This window comes from Mesorhizobium sp. STM 4661 (genome assembly GCF_000359125.1).
Taxonomy (GTDB): Bacteria; Pseudomonadota; Alphaproteobacteria; order Rhizobiales; family Rhizobiaceae; genus Mesorhizobium.
On sequence record NZ_CAAF010000073.1, the window covers coordinates 185716 to 202103 of the forward strand.

Here is a 16388-nt window from a genome sequence, read left to right on the forward strand (position 1 = left end):
TCTCTGGCGCCTCTTGAAGGGAACTATCGCTCCCGCCCGCGGTTCCTTCCGTATCAGGAGGCGTATGCGATGGACGACGACAAGCAGAAGATGCGCGAAAAGACTGCTCTGGCACGCTCATTGGCCGCGGAGACCGGCATCACCCTTGACCAGGCGAGCGATCTGATCACGATGATCGGTACCGACCGCAACTCCCTGTTGCGCGAAGCACGGATATTGAGCAAGCGATCCGGTCAGCCGCTTTCTTGAATCCGTCGCGCGAGTGCCCTACTGCATTTGCGCCTGGTGAGCATCGAGTTGAATGGACTCGTCTCCGATATCAGGCCTCGGATTGCCATGAAGTTCTAAACCCGAATCTGGCAGTGACCTGCTCGTCCCCACCACGACGGTCAAGCCGTCGAATTCCATGGGTGCCCCGTGGAATTGGGCGACCTGCATGACGAGAAACTCGACATCCTCAAGGGCTATGTTTTCGGCGAGATTGCGCAGTCGTACCTCTTCCGCGACCGCGGCGACATTTATGATGCCTTTGGACCGCAACGCGGCCAGAACCTGGGCATTGAGATCCTCCCGCAGCTGAGCCGAATATTCAAAACGCATGGAAAACCTCCTTCGAGGAACTGTTTTCCCTCATGATTCAGCATGCGCTCTAAGTGCGCGCTTGACAAGAAAAAATTTAAATATTCGTGTATAAAATCAATTAGTTAGCAGAATTTGCCGATTGCGCAATCCACGTCTGTCTCCCATCGTTCGCCTTGCACGCCAACCACCTTACATCCCCTCTTGACGTATTCTGAGATGAATACTAACTCTACTGTTATCGAGGTACTTACTAACTCGTCTCGTTTGATATGCTGGAGGGGCTGACATGGCCGACCTGGAGCGACCTGAACGATTGCAGATTATGCTGACGGCCGAGGAACTCGCCGCTCTTGAGAACTGGCGTTTCGAAAAGCGCATGCCAAGCAGGTCGGCGGCAGTGAGAGAGCTGTTGCGTCGCGGTCTTGCTGCGGAAGGATTCTTGACGGCGTCGCAAGGCGCTAAATCGCAGGACTTTGGAATTCTGCCCGATTCCGAAGTGTCCCATGGATCTGGCGGCGATTAGGCGCCGCAAGGCCACGCCCGACACGATCCATCTCCGACCCCTAAAGGAGCCACAAGGCAACCTCGAGGCTTTCAAATGCGTTGGTCACCGCCGACTGACGCATGGCCATCTTCGTCGAAGGAAGCGTCCGGAACTGGGCATCGCGCTGATCGATCTGGACGCGTAAAGAGCAGGTAGCCCGCCTCAACCTGCAGGACAACAAAGCGGCAAGCATCGAGGGGCCACCGGATGGCTGTCACAAGCGCGCGGCACCGCGCCGGCGGTACCGCGCGAGCGTGAAAATCCAGGCGTCGACAAGCTCGCTCAGTTCGACTGGAAACAGCAGCTCGACCTTCTCTCCTGTACCGAATGCGGCCGCTGCCAGGCAGTCTGCCCTGCCTATGCCGCGGGCCTGCCGCTCAGTCCCAAAATGCTGATCACCGACATGCGCGACGCGCTGGCCGCCGGGCCGTCGGCGCTTCCGCTGGTCGGCGGCGTCATTTCGGAAGCGACGCTGTGGGCCTGCACCACTTGTCGCGCCTGCATGGAAGGTGCCCGGTCGAGATCGAGCACCTGCCGAAGATCATCGACATGCGCCGCCATCTGGTTGACGAAGGGCGCGTCAGCCCCGGCCTCCAGGATGCGTTGTCGAACCTGACCCGTCTCGGCAACTCCATGGGCAAGCCTTCCAAGATGCGGGCGCGCTGGACCAGGGAGCTCGGCTTTCCGGTCAAGGACGCACGCAGCGAACCCGTCGAAGTGCTGTGGTTCGTCGGCGACTACGCCTCCTACGATCCGCGCGTTCAGGAAATCACCCGCAAGGTGGCCGAACTGCTGACCGCCGTCGGTGTCGATTTCGGCATTCTCTTCGATGCCGAGCGCAACAGCGGCAACGATGTGCGGCGCGCCGGGGAAGAGGGCCTGTTCGAGACACTCGCGCAGTCCAACATCGATGCGATCGCGGAATGCACCTTCAACCGCATCATGACCACCGATCCGCATAGCCTTAATGCGCTGAAGAACGACTATCGGCATTTCGGCGCGGCATTTGAGGTCCTGCACTATACCGCCTTGCTGGCCGAGCTCATCAAGGCAGGAAAGCTCGAACTCGCCGTGGTCGATGGCGGCAAGGTCACCTATCACGATCCCGTTACCTCGGGCGCTACAATGGCGGCTTCGATGCGCCACGCGACCTGATCCGCGCGGCCGGCTACACGCTTCACGACATGCCGCGCTGTCGCGAGAATTCCTTCTGCTGCGGCGCCGGCGGCGGCCGCATCTGGCAAGGCGATGACGGCGTCACCGAGCGGCCGAGCGAGAACCGTATCCGCGAAGCGCTGAGCCTTGGCGATATCGATTATTTCGTCGTGGCCTGCCCGAAGGACAAGGTGATGTACACCGCGGCCATCGATGCGCTTGGCGTGACGGACAAATTGAAGGTCCTGGATATTGCGGAACTTCTCGTGCCGCGGCCGCCACGCGATACGGCAACCGAGGCCTCCGTGGATATCATCTGATGAATGCAATCCGCGAGATCGAGACAAACTCTATGGGAAATGTGCACCGAACGAGGAGTGAGCGATCATGTCGACCATGAAAATCGGCTTTGTTGGTATCGGAAAAATGGGCACGCCGATGGCGAGCCGTCTCATCCAGGCCGGCTACGATGTGACGGTCCATGACGTCGACACCAAGGCGGTCCAGGAACTTGTCAAGGCAGGCGCCAGGGGCGCGGCCAACGCACGGGAGGTTGCCGATAGTGCCGAGATCGTCTTTGCCAGCCTGCCCAGTCCCCAGATCCTCGAAAAGGTCGTGCTCGGTGAAGCCGGTATCGCCGAGGGCAAATCGGTTCGGATTTTCATCGACATATCGACGACCGGGCCACGCACGGCCGCCAGGGTTGCTGAAGGCCTTGCGCCAAAGAACATCGCCATGATCGACGCGCCGGTCAGCGGCGGCTTGAAGGGCGCCCGCAACGGCACGCTCGCGGTAATGGTGTCAGGTCCGAAAGCGGCCTTCGAAACGGCAAGGCCGGTGATCGAGAACTTCGGCAAAATCTTCTTCATGGGCGAGGTTCAGGGTGCCGCCCAAACCATGAAGCTTGCCAACAACCTGCTTGCCGCCGCCGCGCTTGCCGTCTCCTCCGAGGCGGTCGTCATGGGGGTCAAGGCGGGCCTCGACCCCAAGGTCATGCTTGATGTCATCAACGCATCGAGTGGTCGCAACAGCGCGACCGAGGACAAATTTCCGAAATCCGTGCTGCCGCGCACTTTCGATTTCGGTTTCGCGACGGGCCTGTCCTTCAAGGACGTGCGGCTCTGCGTCGACGAGGCCGAGGCGATGGGCGTGCCGATGGTGGTTGGCAGCGCGGTCCGCCAGTTGCTGAGCGTAACCAATCAGCTCTACGGGCCCGATTCGGACTTCACCTGCATGGTCAAGACGGTTGAAACCTGGGCGCATGTGCAAGTCGGCTCGGCCGAGACCCCAAGCGTTGCCGAAGCGAACTGACGATGGGCAACGCCGCACGCTATGAAATCCATGCCGTGCGCTACGGCCATTTCGAGCGCCGGTCGAACGAGAATTTCCTTGGCGGCGACACGCATGACGTTGCCATGCCGCTGGACTACTTCGTTTGGGCAATCGTCGGCGAGAAGCGCACCGACCGGCGACAAGCGTGGCCGCAGCGTGGTCAGGCCGGTCGACGATGGTCTCGCCGCCATCGGCATCGATCATGCGTCCGTAAACGACGTGATCATTTCGCACATGCATTACGACCATTGCGGCAATCATCACTTGTTTCCGAACGCGACCTTCCACCTGCAGGATGCGGAGATGGAATTCGCGACGGGCCGCTGCATGTGCCATCACGCGATGAGCCATCCGTTCGAAGTCGAGGACGTCACCACCATGGTCCGGCGTGTCTATAACGGAAAGGTCTGCTTCCACGATCCGGAATCGGAAATCGCGCCCGGCATCACGCTGCACAAGGTCGGCGGCCATGGCGGGTTGCAGGTCGTTCGCGTCGAGACCGATAATGGCGCCGTGGGGATCGCCTCCGACGCCGCTCACTTCTATGCCAATATGGAACGCCAAAAGCCCTTTCCGGTCTTCGACCGGCTGAGCGACGTGATCCTGGGCGTGGAGCGGATGAAGAGGCTTGCCAGCTCACCCGCCCATATCGTTCCTGGACACGATCCGCTCGTGCTCAAGCGTTTCGCGCGCTCCCACCAGAATGTCGAGGACATCGTCGCGCTCGCGCACCCTCTCGGGTGAATTTGCGGGCAATCACCCTTCGGCAGCCATTCCTCGGCGCCTGCGGCAACACTGGTAAACCGCTCAATCATCGAATAGTCAGATTTGCACGGATGCCCTGATTTCGGCGCAGGAGGAGGAGAAATGTCGCATTCATTGCCGCTGGTCATCAGCGCGCCGGAACCGCGCACGCTCGACCTTATTTTCACGCCGCCGCAGCTGGCGCGCTTCAGGGCGAAATATCGCATCGTCGAGACGACGCCCGAGGACGTCGCCGCGCTGCCGGCGGATGTGCTGGCCGAGGCGCGCTACATTGTCGGCCAGCCGCCGATCGCACCAGAGGTGCTGGAGCGGATGAAGGCGCTGCGCTGCGTGTTCAATGTCGAGAGCAACCTGATCAACAACATGCCCTACGAGACGCTGTTTGTGCGCGGCATCCATGTCGTCACCACCGGCCTGGTGTTCGCCGAACCGGTGGCGGAGCTCGGCCTCGCCATGGCTCTCAACCTCGCCCGCGGCATCGTCGATGCCGACCTCGCCTTCCGGCAAGGCAAGGAGCTGTGGGGCGGCGACGGCAACAAGACGGCGCGGCTGCTCTCCGGCGCCGATGTCGGCATCATCGGCTTCGGCGATCTCGGCCGTGCGCTCAACCGGCTGCTGTCAGCCTTTCGCACGCGGACCAAGGTTTTCGATCCGTGGCTGCCGCCGTCGATCCTCATCGAGAACGGCGTCGAGTCGACCACGCTGGATACGGTCCTGTCGGAGAGCGATTTCGTCTTCGTCGTCGCTTCCGTCACCAGCGAGAACCAGGGGTTCCTTGGCGCGGACGCCTTCGCGAAAATGCGCAGGGGAGCGGCTTTCATCCTGCTCAGCCGCGCCGGTGTCGTCGATTTTCCGGCGCTGATGGATGCCGTTCGCAGCGGCCACATCGTCGCCGCCAGCGACGTGTTTCCGGACGAGCCGTTGGCCAAGGACCATCCCGTGCGCGCGCTGCCCGGCTTCCTGCGCTCCGCCCACCGGGCCGGCGCGCTCGACATCGCCTTCAAGCGCATGGGCGACATGGTGCTGGAAGACATGGACCTGATCGACCGCGGCCTGCCGCCGATGCGCTCCAAGCGGGCCGAGCGCGAGACCGTTTCGCGGATGCGGTCGAAGCCTGTCGACAAGAACTGATCGTTTAGCCCGCAATCGCTGCGCTGCGCGAAAAACGGTCCCGCTCGCGCGAGGCTGTTTTTTGCAGGTTAAATTACACTGGACCCAGGCGAAGCGCGTTGCGGGCGATCCGCCAGGCGGATTCGACATGGCGCCTGGCCGCCGCTTCCGCCGCCTCCGGCTTGCGTGACCGGATGGCGTCCATGATCGCGTGCATTTCGGCGATCGCCGGCTCGCGGCGGTTCTCCGAAGCAATCGTCATCGAACGCAGCTGGTTGATGCGAACGTTCAGTCCGGTGACGATCTCCCAGGCAATGCGCTTGTCCGCTGCATCGAACAGCGCCTCGTAGAATCTGGTCGTCGCCCGCATCACTTCGACCGGCGCACCCGACGCCCAGGCTTCGAGAAGCTTTTCCAGCGTTCCATCGAGTACAGTGATCTGCCCGTCGGTGGCCGAGTTCGCACAAGCCCGCGCCGCAATGCCTTCCAGCAAGGCGCGCAGCTCGTAGATCTCGTCGGTACGGCCGAGATCGGGCTTCGCCACGGCGGGCCCATGGCCCGGTATCATCTGCACGAGGCCTTCCGCCTCCAATTGCCGCAAAACCTCGCGCACGACCGAACGGCTGACGCCGAGCTGATCGCAAAGCGGCCGCTCGATCAGCCTTTCGCCGGGCTGAAAATGGAAGTCCATGATCGCCTCGCGCATGCGCTCGAGTGCCAGCGTCCGCAGAGTCTTGGCAGAGCGGTCGATCCGAAGCGTATCGTCAGCCATTTCTTCTCCGCTCCTCGCCCCGCCACAAAAACAGATTCCATGGTTGATTGACAAGGTTCATGGTTCTCCATAACATGGTATACCATAAGACGCGATAGGGATGACGACGGCCTGTTGCGCCATTTCGACCGAGGATTTGCATGAAGCCGGCCATTCGCAAGATCGTGACCTATGTCGAGAACACCTTGATCGAAGGTGGGAAGGCAGCACCCCGGCCGCTGCGCCTGATCGGTGTCGCCGCGGTGCTGACGAACCCCTGGGCTGGCCGCGGTTTCACCGAAGATCTTTCTCCAGAGATCCGGGCCATCGCTCCGGTGCTCGGCGAAACGCTGACCCGCGAGATCATTGCGATCGCTGGCTCAGGCGAGGCGATAGAAGCCTATGGCAAGGCCGCCATCTCAGGCACGTCAGGCGAGATCGAGCACGCATCGGCGCTGATCCATACGCTGCATTTCGGCAATCACTATCGTCGCGCCGTCGGCGCCAAGACCTACCTCGCCTTCACCAATCTGCGCGGCGGACCGAACACGCCGATCATAATCCCGCTAATGGACAAGAACGACGAGGGCCGCCGCTCGCACTATCTGACCGTGCATTTCCAGATCGGCGATGCGCCCGCCCCCGACGAACTGGTGGTGGCGCTCGGCGCTTCCATCGGTGGCCGCCCGCATCACCGCATCGGCGACCGCTATCAGGATTTGAAGGAGGTCGGAGATCTGCATGGCTGACGCCGCCTCCGCATGGGTTCGCGGCACGGCTCCGGATGGCACCGGCTTCATCCGGGCCGGTTCCGGCGCGCCGGTTCTCCTCATCCACGGCGTTGGCATGAGTGCTTCGATCTGGCAGCCGCAAATCGAGATGATGAAGGATCGCCACGACCTGATCGCCATCGACATGCTCGGCCATGGCGGTTCGCCCTTGCCGCCGGAAAATGCCGAACTTCGGGACTTCGCCGATCAGGCGATCCGCCTGCTCGACCATCTTGGCCTCGATAGCGTATCGGTGGTCGGCCATTCCATGGGCGCGCTGGTCGCTCAGGAAATTGCGCTTCGCGCCCCTTCGCGGGTGAACTCGGTCGTCTGCCTCAACGCGGTCTTCCGCCGCCCTCCGGCGTTGGCGCAGGCGGTACGCGAACGCGCTGCGGCGCTGGGTCATCACAGCGATCATTCAGCCATTGCCGCAACGATTGCCCGCTGGTTCGGCGATCCGATCCCGGCCGATCTGGCCGGTGCCGCCTCGACGGCGCGCACCGCACTCGAAAGCGTCGACGCGCAAGGCTATGCCCGCACCTACCGTCTCTTTGCCCATGCCGACGCCGAGCACGGCGACCGCCTTGCTGGACTTAGCCACCCGGCACTGTTCATGACCGGATCGGAAGACAGGAATTCGACACCCGCAATGTCGGCCGCGATGGCACGGCTTGCACCGAACGGCCGATGCCTGGTCTTGAACGGCGAAAAGCATATGATGACAATAGCTTCGCCTGAGAAAGTGACTCAGCATATCAACGTCTTTCTCGAAAACCCCACGGATGCCGCAAGCGCCGGGGTCGATCCCGCATTCGACATCACCGAATTCCGGCGGGCGCTGGGCTCTTTCCTGACCGGCGTCACCATCGTCACGACGATCGGCGCCGAAGGCGAACCGCGCGGCTTCACCGCCAACTCCTTCACCTCGGTCTCGCTCGAGCCGCCGCTGGTGCTTGTCTGCATCGCCAAGAAAGCGTTGGGACATAGCGCGTTTTCGACATCCAGAGGTTTCGCCATCAACATCCTGTCCGAAAGCCAGAAGACCGAATCCGGCATCTTCGCATCCAAGGCCGTGGACAAATTCGCCGCCGTCGCCTGGCAGCCGGGCCAGACCGGCAATCCGCTGATCGACGGTTCCGTCGCAGTATTCGATTGCGGCATGGAGCAACTGGTCGACGCCGGCGACCATTCGATCCTCATCGGCCGCGTCCGCGACTTCAGTCACAATGGCGCACAGCCGCTTGGCTATTGCCGGGGCGCTTACGTCACGCCCGGCCTCAGCCAGGAGGCCCTTGCGGCAGCACCCCCTGAGACCGAAGTCGGCGCCATCCTCGAAAATGAGGGCCGTGTTCTGTTCTTCGAAACCGCCGACGGGTTTCACGAATTGCCGGCCGGGCGTGGGTTGGGCACAGCCGGTGACGCGCGCAGTCTCAAGGGGCGCCTTGCCGCCAGGGCCATCGACGCGCAGCTCGGCTTCCTGTTCGCGGTATGGGACGATGCAGCCGACCCTTCGCGCGCACATGTCTACTATCGCGGCACGGTTGACGGCCCCTACTCCGACGATCGCCGGGTCAGGCTTGTCGACATCGAGCATATCGCCGGTCTGAAGATCGCCGACCCGGCGGTGCGTTCGATGCTTGACCGCTACGCGCGCGAACGCACCGAGGATCAATTCGGCGTCTATGTCGGCAATGAGGTCGAAGGCGAAGTCCGGCCGCTTGCCAAACCAGCGCCTGCCGCAACCCTTCACTCCGGCCACGGGTGAGACCGATGAGATTTTCGCTTTTCGTCCACATGGAGCGTTCGGATCTGGCGAAGTCGCATTCCGAATTGCTGGCGGAGTTGGAGGAGCTTGTGCTCCTCGCGGAGCAGGCGGGCTTCGAGACCGCATGGATCGGCGAACATCACGGCATGGAATTCACCATCTCGCCGAACCCGTTCATCAACATCGCCTATCTCGGTGCGAGGACGACAAGCATCCGCTTGGGCACCGGCACCATCGTCGCGCCGTTCTGGCATCCCATCAAGCTCGCCGGCGAGGCGGCGATGGCCGACGTCATCACCGGCGGCCGGCTCGATATCGGCATTGCGCGCGGCGCCTACAGCTATGAATATCAGCGGCTCTTCCCCGGGCTGGAAGCGTGGGGCGCGGGCCAGCGCATGCGCGAGATGGTGCCGGCGATCCGAGGCCTTTGGGATGGCGATTTCGAACTCTCCGGCGAGTTCTGGTCGTTCCCGTCCACCACCTCGTCGCCCAAGCCACTGCAAAAACCTTATCCACCGATCTGGGTGGCGGCGCGTGATCCAAATTCGCACGATTTCGCGGTGGCCAGCAAATGCAATGTGCAAGTCACGCCGCTTGCCTCCGGCGACGGCGAGGTGGCGAGCCTGATGGAACGCTTCAACGCCGCCTGCCAGGTCCATCCGGAAACGCCGCGGCCGGAAATCATGCTTCTGATGCACACATTCGTGGCTGAGGACGCAGCCGAAGCCGACCGTCTGGCGCAGGACCTGTCGCAATTCTACTGCCAGTTCGGCGCTTGGTTCCAGAACAAGAAGCCGGCGCATCAGGGTATTCTGGAGCCGCTGACGGAGGCCGAGATCGCGGCCATGCCGCAATACGCGTCGGACAAGATCAGGCAGAATCTCGTCATCGGTGAAGCCGACGAGGTGATCGCCCGGCTGAAGACCTATGAAGCCCAAGGCTACGACCAGTATTCGATCTGGATCGACAGCGGCCTGTCGCACCGGCGCAAGAAGAAATCGCTCCAGCTCTTCATCGACAAGGTGATGCCGGCTTTTTCCGAGCCGCAAGTGGGATCGCGATGAGCACCATCGAATTCAGGAATTACATGGACGGAAGCTTCGTGGACGCTGCGGCGACCTTCGACAGCATCGATCCGTCGACTGGTGCGCCATGGGCCAAAATGCCCGCGGCATCTGTGGCCGATGTCGACCGGGCCGTCGAAGCCGCGCACCGGGCGCTGCGCTCCGGCCCGTGGGCATCGATGACGGCGACCACGCGCGGCAAACTCTTGGTCAAGCTCGGCGATCTGGTAGTTGCCAACGCCGATCGGCTGGCCGAACTCGAGACGCGCGATACCGGCAAGATCATCCGCGAGACCCGCGCCCAGATTGCCTATGTCGGCGACTACTATCGCTACTACGGCGGGCTCGCCGACAAGCATGAAGGCTCGTTTGTGCCGATCGACAAGGCGGATATGGAGGTGACGATCCGCCCGGAGCCGATCGGCGTCGTTGCCGCTCTCGTGCCGTGGAACTCGCAGCTCTTCCTGTCGGCGGTCAAACTCGGCCCGGCGCTGGCCGCGGGCTGCACAATTGTGCTGAAGGCCTCCGAGGACGGCCCGGCGCCGCTGCTCGCCTTCGCCGAGCTCGTCCACGAAGCCGGATTCCCGGCCGGCACCGTGAACATCCTGACCGGCTTCGGCCACGATTGTGGGCACCGCCTGACCAGCCACCCGCTCGTCGCCCGCGTCGCTTTCACCGGCGGCCCGGCGACCGCCCGGCAGATCGTCGTCAACACGGCGGAGAACCTCGCCTATACGACGCTCGAGCTCGGCGGCAAGAGCCCGGTCGTGGTCTTCGCCGATGCTGACCTGGACAGTGCCGCCAACGCCGTCGTCGCCGGCATTTTCGCCGCCACCGGCCAGAGCTGCGTCGCCGGCTCGCGGCTTTTGGTCGAGCGCTCGGTGAAGGACGAATTCCTCGACCGGGTGCAGCGGAAGGCCGAAGCCATCAGGATCGGCGACCCACAAGACCCTGCGACCGAAATGGGACCGCTCGCGACCTCGCGCCAGCGCGAACGGATCGAAAGGATCGTCGCCGAAAGTCTCGCCAATGGCGGCCGGCTGGTCACCGGCGGGGTACAACCCAAGGGTCACGCTGCCGGCTTCTACTACGCACCGACGATCATCGAGGCGCCCGATCAGACCTTGGCTTGCGCGCGCGAAGAGCTGTTCGGCCCCGTGCTGAGCGCGCTGGCCTTCGACACTGAGGCGCATGCGCTGTCGCTCGCCAACGATACAGAATTCGGCCTGGCGTCAGGCGTCTTCACCACCAACCTCGCCAAGGCGCACCGCATGGCCCGCGGTATCCACGCCGGGGTGGTCTGGATCAATACCTACCGCGCCGTCTCGCCGCTGGTGCCATTCGGTGGCTACGGCCAGTCCGGGCTAGGCCGCGAGGGCGGCATGAACGCAATCCGCGACTACACGCGCTCGAAATCGGTCTGGATCCGCACCTCGGACGAGCCGATCCCCGATCCCTTCGTCATGCGGTAAACGCCGCGGACCAGGGAACACAGCCGGGCAAAAACGATCTGGCGGTGCAATGAACAACGACAACAAACAGAGGAGAACGACATGAAACTGATCTTCGCCGGCATCCTTGCCGGACTTCTGACCACGACGGCCGCCAAGGCCGAGGACATGGTATTCACCAGCTGGGGCGGGACGACCCAGGAAGCCCAGACCAAGTCATGGGCGGAACCTTTCACGGCCGCGTCCGGCATCAAGGTCCTGCAGGACGGCCCGACCGACTACGGCAAGCTGAAGGCCATGGTCGACGCCGGCAATGTGAGCTGGGATGTCGTCGACGTCGAGATGGATTTCGCCATCAAGGCGGCCAAGGACGGCCTCCTCGAGCCGATCGACTTCACCGCCGTGCCGAAGGCCGACCTCGACCCGCGCTTCACCACCGACCATGCGGTCGGCAGCTTCTACTATTCCTTCGTGCTCGCCTGGAACAAGGGCGCGGTGTCAGGCGAACCGGCCGGCTGGGCCGACATGTTCGACCTGAAGAAATTCCCGGGCAAGCGCACCTTCTACAAATGGTCGGCGCCCGGCGTCGTCGAAATTGCGTTGCTGGCCGACGGCGTGCCGGCCGACAAGCTCTATCCGCTCGATCTCGACCGTGCCTTCAAGAAGCTCGACACCATCAAGTCGGACATCGTCTGGTGGAGCGGCGGCGCGGAATCGCAGCAATTGATCGCGTCCGGCGAGGCAGCGTTCGGCCAGTTGTGGAACGGTCGCGTCTTTGCGCTGGAGAAGGACGGCGCCGATGTCGGCGCATCCTGGAGCCAGAACCTGACGGCCGCCGACGTTCTGGTCGTGCCGAAAGGCGCCAAGAACAAGGAAGCGGCAATGAAGTTCCTGGCCGCGGCCAGCAGTGCCGCCGGCCAGGCCAAGTTCGCCGAAGCAAGCGGCTACGCGCCGATCAACACCAAGGCAAAGGCCGAAATGCCCGCCGATGCGGTCAAGGCGCTGCCCGATGCCCATGTCGACGGGCAGATCAATCTCGACATGAACTACTGGGCCGAGCACCGCGACGAGATCGCCGAACGCTGGTATGCGTGGCAGGCGAAATAGAGCAATTCCAGGAAAAGTGTGAAACGGTTTTCCGTCCGGAATTGCGCCAGAACAAAGAGATAGAGCGGTTCTGCGTTTCCTTGAAACGATGAACCGCTCTAGCGCCCGGCATTTTCATGACAAGGAGCGGGACGGAATAGGCCGTCCTGCTCCGTACCAAGGTATCGCCATGTCGGTGGAAACGCAGCGAAGCATCGCAACGATGCGGATGCCGGGAGGCCTCGGCAGCCTGCTGCCGGCGCTGATCCTGATCGGGCTCTTCTTCGTCGTCCCGGTGCTGGCGCTTTTGCTGCGCAGCGTCACCGAACCCGCCCCCGGTCTCCAGAATTATTCAGCCCTTCTCGGCGATGGCACCTATGCGCGGGTATTCTTCAACACCTTCCTGGTCGCCGCGGTCGTCACCATCGTCACCGTGCTGGTCGCCTTTCCGGTCGCCTGGATGCTCGCCATCATGCCGCCGGCGCTCGCCTCGATCGTCTTCGGTGTCATCATCCTGTCGATGTGGACCAATCTCTTGACCCGCACCTATGCCTGGATGGTGCTGCTGCAGCGCACCGGCGTCATCAACCGGGCGCTGATGGCGTCAGGCATCATCGACCAGCCGCTGCCGCTCATCAACAATCTGACCGGCGTCACCATCGGCATGGTCTACATCATGCTGCCCTTCATGATCCTGCCGCTGGTCGGCACCTTGCGGGCGATCGATCCGATGACGCTTCGCGCCGCCGCGCTTTGTGGCGCAAGCCCTTTCCAGGCATTCCGCCGCATCCTGCTGCCGCTGTCGCTGCCAGGCATCGCCGCCGGCGGCCTGATGGTGTTCGTCATGTCGCTCGGTTATTTCGTCACGCCCGCGCTGCTTGGCGGCACATCGAACATGATGCTTGCCGAAATGATCGCGCAGATGATCCAGTCGCTGCTCAATTGGGGGTTGGGCAGCGCCGCCGCCTTCATCCTGCTCGTCGTCACCATGGCGCTCTACGCGTTGCAACTGCGCCTTGTCGGCGCCAGGCGCGCCACGGGAGGCGCGTGAAATGCTGCTCGACTATGACCGCATGGGATGGCTGAGGGTTGCTCTCCTCTGCTTTACCACGCTGGTCGCCGCCTTCCTGCTGCTCCCCGTGGTCTTCATCGTGCTGCTTTCCTTCGGCTCGTCGCGCTGGCTGGCCTTTCCGCCGCCCGGCTGGACGCTCAAATGGTACCAGGAGCTTTTCGCCGATCCGTCATGGCTCGAAGCAGCACTCACCAGCGCCAGGATCGCCACGATGACGGCGCTGCTTGCCGTCTTGATCGGCCTGCTCGCCTCGTTCGCGCTGGTTCGCGGACGTTTTCGCGGGCGCGAAATCCTGCGTGGCCTGCTGCTGACGCCGATGGTGTTGCCGGTGGTGGTCTTCGCCATCGCCATTTATGCATTCTTCCTCCGCCTTGGTCTCGGCGGTACCACCATCGGCTTCGTCATTGCCCACACGGTCCTTGCCCTGCCCTTCGCCATCATTCCGATCGCCACGGCGCTCGAAGGCTTCGACAAGTCGATCGAGGACGCTGCAATCGTCTGCGGCGCCAGCCCGCTCGAGGCGAAGCTCAGGATAACCTTGCCGTCGATCCGGATCGGCATCTTCTCCGCCGCGATCTTCTCCTTCCTCGCATCGTGGGACGAAGTCGTTGTCGCGATCTTCATGGCCAGCCCCACCTTGCAGACCTTGCCCGTCAAGATCTGGGGCAGCTTGCGAGCCGATCTCAGCCCGGTGATCGCCGCCGCCTCCAGCCTGCTGGTCGGGTTGACGCTTGCCCTGATGATCGTGACGGCACTGCTGCGCCGAAGGTTCCAGACATGACCCAGCCCTTCCTCTCCATACGCAAATTACGCAAGGCGTTCGGCGCCTTCACCGCCGTGCACGACGTGACGCTGGACATCCCCAAGGGCGAGTTCCTGACCTTCCTCGGCCCATCGGGTTCGGGAAAGTCGACGACCCTCTATGCGATCGCCGGCTTCCAGGATCCAAGCTCCGGTGATGTCCTGCTGGAAGGCAAGTCGCTGCTTGCGGTGCCGCCGCACAAACGCAATATCGGCATGGTCTTCCAGCGCTACACGCTGTTTCCGCATCTGAGCGTCGCCGAAAACGTCGCCTTCCCGCTCCGCGTTCGCCGCCGTCCCGAGGCCGAGGTCAAGCGCAAGGTCGCCGACATGCTTGGCCTTGTCAGGCTCGAAAGCTTCGCCGAAAGGCTGCCGGGCGCGCTGTCAGGCGGCCAGCAACAGCGCGTCGCACTGGCCCGCGCGCTGGCCTACGACCCGCCGATCCTTTTGATGGACGAGCCGCTGTCGGCGCTCGACAAGAAATTGCGCGAGGAGATCCAGGCCGAAATCCGCCGCATCCATCGCGAGACCGGCGTCACCATTCTCTACGTCACCCACGATCAGGAAGAGGCGCTGCATCTGTCGGACCGGATCGCACTGTTCAGGGATGGCCGCATCGAGCAGACTGGCACCGGCGAGGACCTGTATCTGCGGCCAGCGACCGATTTCGTCGCCGGCTTCATCGGCAATTCGAACTTTTTGGCCGCCGAACATCTCGAAACCGTCGGCGGCGCGGCAACAATCCGCCTCGGCGACGGCTCGCTCGTTTCCGGCATAAGCGCCAACGGCAGGTTCGAACGGGGACAAAAGACCAGGCTGATGATCCGGCCGGAAGCGTTTCGTCTCGAGCGGAGCCCGACGAGCGCGGAACTCGCCGTCGAGATCGTCGATGTCGCCTTCTACGGCGAGCGCCGGCGCATCGTTGCACGCACCGCCGCCGGACAGGAGATCGACATCCGGCCAACTTCAGCCGCCATGGCCTCGCAAGAGGCAACGCCGCGCCACAGGCAGGTCTTCTTCGATCCGGGCGCCGCGTTCCTGTTTCCGGCCTAGTCGACAGCGACGGCACGCTGAAGAGTTTACAGGCGAGCTCCGCTTTGCCTGTCGAAGATGTGGACCCGGCGCGAATCGATCTTCAGCCTTACTTCTTCACCGGGACGGACGGTGAGCCGGTCCTTGACGATGGCGTCAATAGGATCCTCGCCAAACTTGGCGAATATCTGCGTCTCGGATCCGGTCGGCTCCAGCACCGAAACCGTCGCCGGCAAGCCGTCGGGCGCGATGTCGATATGCTCGGGGCGTATGCCGTAGATGACCGGCTGGCCATCCTGCGCGCGCCCTTCGACCGGCAGCACGGATCCGGCGTCCGACACAAAGACCTGCCTGCCGTCCTTCGAACCGATCTTGCCCTTGATGAAATTCATCGCCGGCGAGCCGATGAAACCGGCGACGAAGACATTACCCGGATTGTCGTAGAGATCGAGCGGTGCGCCGACCTGTTCCACCTTGCCGTCCCGCATCACCACGATCTTGTCGGCCATCGTCATCGCCTCGATCTGATCGTGGGTGACATAGACGATCGTCGTGCCGAGGCGCTGATGCAGTTCCTTGATCTCGACACGCATCGCGACACGCAGCTTGGCGTCGAGATTGGACAGCGGCTCGTCGAACAGGAAGACCTGGGGGTCGCGCACGATGGCGCGCCCCATGGCCACACGCTGGCGCTGCCCGCCAGACAGCTGTTTGGGAAACCGGTCGAGCAGCTTGCCCAGATCGAGGATTTCGGCCGCCTTCTTCACCTTGGCTTCGATCTCGGCCTTCGGCCTGCCCTTGATCTTGAGCGAGAAGCCCATGTTGTCGGCGACGTTCTTGTGCGGATAGAGCGCATAGTTCTGGAACACCATCGCTATGTCGCGGTCTTTCGGCAGGACATCGTTCACCACCCGGCCGCCGATGCTGATCTCGCCGCCCGATATGGCCTCGAGGCCGGCGATCATGCGCAGCAAGGTGGATTTGCCGCAGCCCGACGGGCCGACGAGGATGACGAACTCGCCATCGGCGATGTCGACATTTACACCATGAATGACCTGGACGCTTCCATAACGCTTGACGATGTTCCTGACGGTGACTTCAGCCAACT

The 16388-nt window shown here is 62.9% G+C and carries 18 protein-coding genes; 15 read left to right on the plus strand and 3 right to left on the minus strand.

The annotated features are described in order from the left end of the window. Positions 1 to 69: 69 nt before the first annotated feature. Positions 70 to 249 carry a hypothetical protein gene (locus MESS4_RS25150; RefSeq protein ID WP_006337092.1) on the plus strand — a complete coding sequence of 60 codons (180 nt, stop codon included), beginning with the start codon at positions 70 to 72 and terminating at the stop codon, positions 247 to 249. Positions 250 to 267: 18 nt separating this feature from the next. Here MESS4_RS25150 and MESS4_RS25155 read toward each other — a convergent pair whose 3' ends face one another. Then, positions 268 to 600, minus strand: a complete 333-nt coding sequence (locus tag MESS4_RS25155; protein WP_006337093.1) for a hypothetical protein — start codon at positions 598 to 600, stop codon at positions 268 to 270. A gap of 268 nt (positions 601 to 868) precedes the next feature. Between MESS4_RS25155 and MESS4_RS25160 the strand changes: the two genes are divergently transcribed. From MESS4_RS25160 to MESS4_RS25185, 6 genes are all read left to right on the plus strand, one after another. Then, positions 869 to 1105 (plus strand): hypothetical protein, encoded by a 237-nt coding sequence (locus MESS4_RS25160; RefSeq protein ID WP_006337095.1) that lies wholly within the window; start codon positions 869 to 871, stop codon positions 1103 to 1105. A gap of 495 nt (positions 1106 to 1600) precedes the next feature. Further along, on the plus strand, positions 1601 to 2281 hold the full coding sequence (locus tag MESS4_RS31300; RefSeq protein WP_157385668.1) for a (Fe-S)-binding protein: 681 nt from the start codon (positions 1601 to 1603) through the stop codon (positions 2279 to 2281). 29 nt (positions 2282 to 2310) lie between these two features. Next, the gene (locus tag MESS4_RS31305; protein WP_006337104.1) at positions 2311 to 2601 is read left to right on the plus strand and encodes a heterodisulfide reductase-related iron-sulfur binding cluster; all 291 of its coding nucleotides are present in this window, start codon (positions 2311 to 2313) and stop codon (positions 2599 to 2601) included. 67 nt (positions 2602 to 2668) lie between these two features. Beyond that, the gene (locus MESS4_RS25175; protein WP_006337106.1) at positions 2669 to 3592 is read left to right on the plus strand and encodes an NAD(P)-dependent oxidoreductase; all 924 of its coding nucleotides are present in this window, start codon (positions 2669 to 2671) and stop codon (positions 3590 to 3592) included. 93 nt (positions 3593 to 3685) lie between these two features. Continuing rightward, complete coding sequence (locus MESS4_RS25180; RefSeq protein WP_244441212.1) at positions 3686 to 4357, plus strand: N-acyl homoserine lactonase family protein; 672 nt, start codon at positions 3686 to 3688, stop codon at positions 4355 to 4357. Positions 4358 to 4480: 123 nt separating this feature from the next. Further along, positions 4481 to 5509 (plus strand): hydroxyacid dehydrogenase, encoded by a 1029-nt coding sequence (locus MESS4_RS25185; RefSeq protein ID WP_006337111.1) that lies wholly within the window; start codon positions 4481 to 4483, stop codon positions 5507 to 5509. A gap of 73 nt (positions 5510 to 5582) precedes the next feature. Here the strand turns inward: MESS4_RS25185 and MESS4_RS25190 are convergent, their stop codons facing one another. Then, positions 5583 to 6260: a GntR family transcriptional regulator gene (locus MESS4_RS25190; protein WP_006337112.1), complete on the minus strand. Its 678-nt coding sequence runs from the start codon at positions 6258 to 6260 to the stop codon at positions 5583 to 5585. Between the two features lie 140 nt (positions 6261 to 6400). On the opposite strand from MESS4_RS25190, the gene MESS4_RS25195 reads away from it, so the two are divergent. The 8 genes from MESS4_RS25195 to MESS4_RS25230 all read left to right on the plus strand — a co-directional run bounded on the left by MESS4_RS25195 (position 6401) and on the right by MESS4_RS25230 (position 15301). Continuing rightward, a complete protein-coding gene (locus MESS4_RS25195) occupies positions 6401 to 6988 on the plus strand; it encodes an amino acid synthesis family protein (protein ID WP_006337115.1) in 588 nt (195 codons plus the stop codon). Beyond that, complete coding sequence (locus MESS4_RS35045) at positions 6981 to 8774, plus strand: alpha/beta fold hydrolase (protein ID WP_006337116.1); 1794 nt, start codon at positions 6981 to 6983, stop codon at positions 8772 to 8774. Before MESS4_RS25195 ends, MESS4_RS35045 begins: the two co-directional genes overlap by 8 nt. A gap of 5 nt (positions 8775 to 8779) precedes the next feature. Further along, positions 8780 to 9838, plus strand: coding sequence for an LLM class flavin-dependent oxidoreductase (locus tag MESS4_RS25205; RefSeq protein WP_006337117.1), 1059 nt, complete (start codon positions 8780 to 8782; stop codon positions 9836 to 9838). Further along, positions 9835 to 11310, plus strand: a complete 1476-nt coding sequence (locus MESS4_RS25210; protein WP_006337118.1) for an aldehyde dehydrogenase — start codon at positions 9835 to 9837, stop codon at positions 11308 to 11310. Before MESS4_RS25205 ends, MESS4_RS25210 begins: the two co-directional genes overlap by 4 nt. A gap of 81 nt (positions 11311 to 11391) precedes the next feature. After that, the gene (locus tag MESS4_RS25215) at positions 11392 to 12396 is read left to right on the plus strand and encodes an ABC transporter substrate-binding protein (protein WP_006337119.1); all 1005 of its coding nucleotides are present in this window, start codon (positions 11392 to 11394) and stop codon (positions 12394 to 12396) included. Positions 12397 to 12565: 169 nt separating this feature from the next. After that, on the plus strand, positions 12566 to 13426 hold the full coding sequence (locus tag MESS4_RS25220; RefSeq protein ID WP_006337120.1) for an ABC transporter permease: 861 nt from the start codon (positions 12566 to 12568) through the stop codon (positions 13424 to 13426). 1 nt (position 13427) lies between these two features. After that, positions 13428 to 14228, plus strand: coding sequence for an ABC transporter permease (locus MESS4_RS25225; RefSeq protein ID WP_006337124.1), 801 nt, complete (start codon positions 13428 to 13430; stop codon positions 14226 to 14228). Continuing rightward, a complete protein-coding gene (locus MESS4_RS25230) occupies positions 14225 to 15301 on the plus strand; it encodes an ABC transporter ATP-binding protein (protein WP_006337125.1) in 1077 nt (358 codons plus the stop codon). The genes MESS4_RS25225 and MESS4_RS25230 overlap by 4 nt, the downstream gene beginning before the upstream one ends. A gap of 26 nt (positions 15302 to 15327) precedes the next feature. On the opposite strand, the gene ugpC is transcribed toward MESS4_RS25230, so the two are convergent. Continuing rightward, positions 15328 to 16386 carry a sn-glycerol-3-phosphate ABC transporter ATP-binding protein UgpC gene (gene ugpC / locus MESS4_RS25235; protein WP_006337126.1) on the minus strand — a complete coding sequence of 353 codons (1059 nt, stop codon included), beginning with the start codon at positions 16384 to 16386 and terminating at the stop codon, positions 15328 to 15330. Between the last annotated feature and the right edge of the window lie 2 nt (positions 16387 to 16388).

Excerpts from the sequence above, each read along its gene's own strand:
- MESS4_RS25195 (WP_006337115.1), top strand. The coding sequence starts at position 6,401 with ATGAAGCCGGCCATTCGCAAGATCGTGACCTATGTCGAGAACACCTTG.
- MESS4_RS25230 (WP_006337125.1), top strand. The coding sequence starts at position 14,225 with ATGACCCAGCCCTTCCTCTCCATACGCAAATTACGCAAGGCGTTCGGC.
- MESS4_RS25185 (WP_006337111.1), top strand. The coding sequence starts at position 4,481 with ATGTCGCATTCATTGCCGCTGGTCATCAGCGCGCCGGAACCGCGCACG.
- MESS4_RS31305 (WP_006337104.1), top strand. The coding sequence starts at position 2,311 with ATGCCGCGCTGTCGCGAGAATTCCTTCTGCTGCGGCGCCGGCGGCGGC.
- MESS4_RS25180 (WP_244441212.1), top strand. The coding sequence starts at position 3,686 with ATGACGTTGCCATGCCGCTGGACTACTTCGTTTGGGCAATCGTCGGCG.
- MESS4_RS25175 (WP_006337106.1), top strand. The coding sequence starts at position 2,669 with ATGTCGACCATGAAAATCGGCTTTGTTGGTATCGGAAAAATGGGCACG.
- MESS4_RS25150 (WP_006337092.1), top strand. The coding sequence starts at position 70 with ATGGACGACGACAAGCAGAAGATGCGCGAAAAGACTGCTCTGGCACGC.
- MESS4_RS25190 (WP_006337112.1), bottom strand. The coding sequence starts at position 6,260 with ATGGCTGACGATACGCTTCGGATCGACCGCTCTGCCAAGACTCTGCGG.
- MESS4_RS25215 (WP_006337119.1), top strand. The coding sequence starts at position 11,392 with ATGAAACTGATCTTCGCCGGCATCCTTGCCGGACTTCTGACCACGACG.
- MESS4_RS25210 (WP_006337118.1), top strand. The coding sequence starts at position 9,835 with ATGAGCACCATCGAATTCAGGAATTACATGGACGGAAGCTTCGTGGAC.
- MESS4_RS25160 (WP_006337095.1), top strand. The coding sequence starts at position 869 with ATGGCCGACCTGGAGCGACCTGAACGATTGCAGATTATGCTGACGGCC.
- MESS4_RS25205 (WP_006337117.1), top strand. The coding sequence starts at position 8,780 with ATGAGATTTTCGCTTTTCGTCCACATGGAGCGTTCGGATCTGGCGAAG.
- MESS4_RS35045 (WP_006337116.1), top strand. The coding sequence starts at position 6,981 with ATGGCTGACGCCGCCTCCGCATGGGTTCGCGGCACGGCTCCGGATGGC.
- MESS4_RS25225 (WP_006337124.1), top strand. The coding sequence starts at position 13,428 with ATGCTGCTCGACTATGACCGCATGGGATGGCTGAGGGTTGCTCTCCTC.
- MESS4_RS25155 (WP_006337093.1), bottom strand. The coding sequence starts at position 600 with ATGCGTTTTGAATATTCGGCTCAGCTGCGGGAGGATCTCAATGCCCAG.
- MESS4_RS25220 (WP_006337120.1), top strand. The coding sequence starts at position 12,566 with ATGTCGGTGGAAACGCAGCGAAGCATCGCAACGATGCGGATGCCGGGA.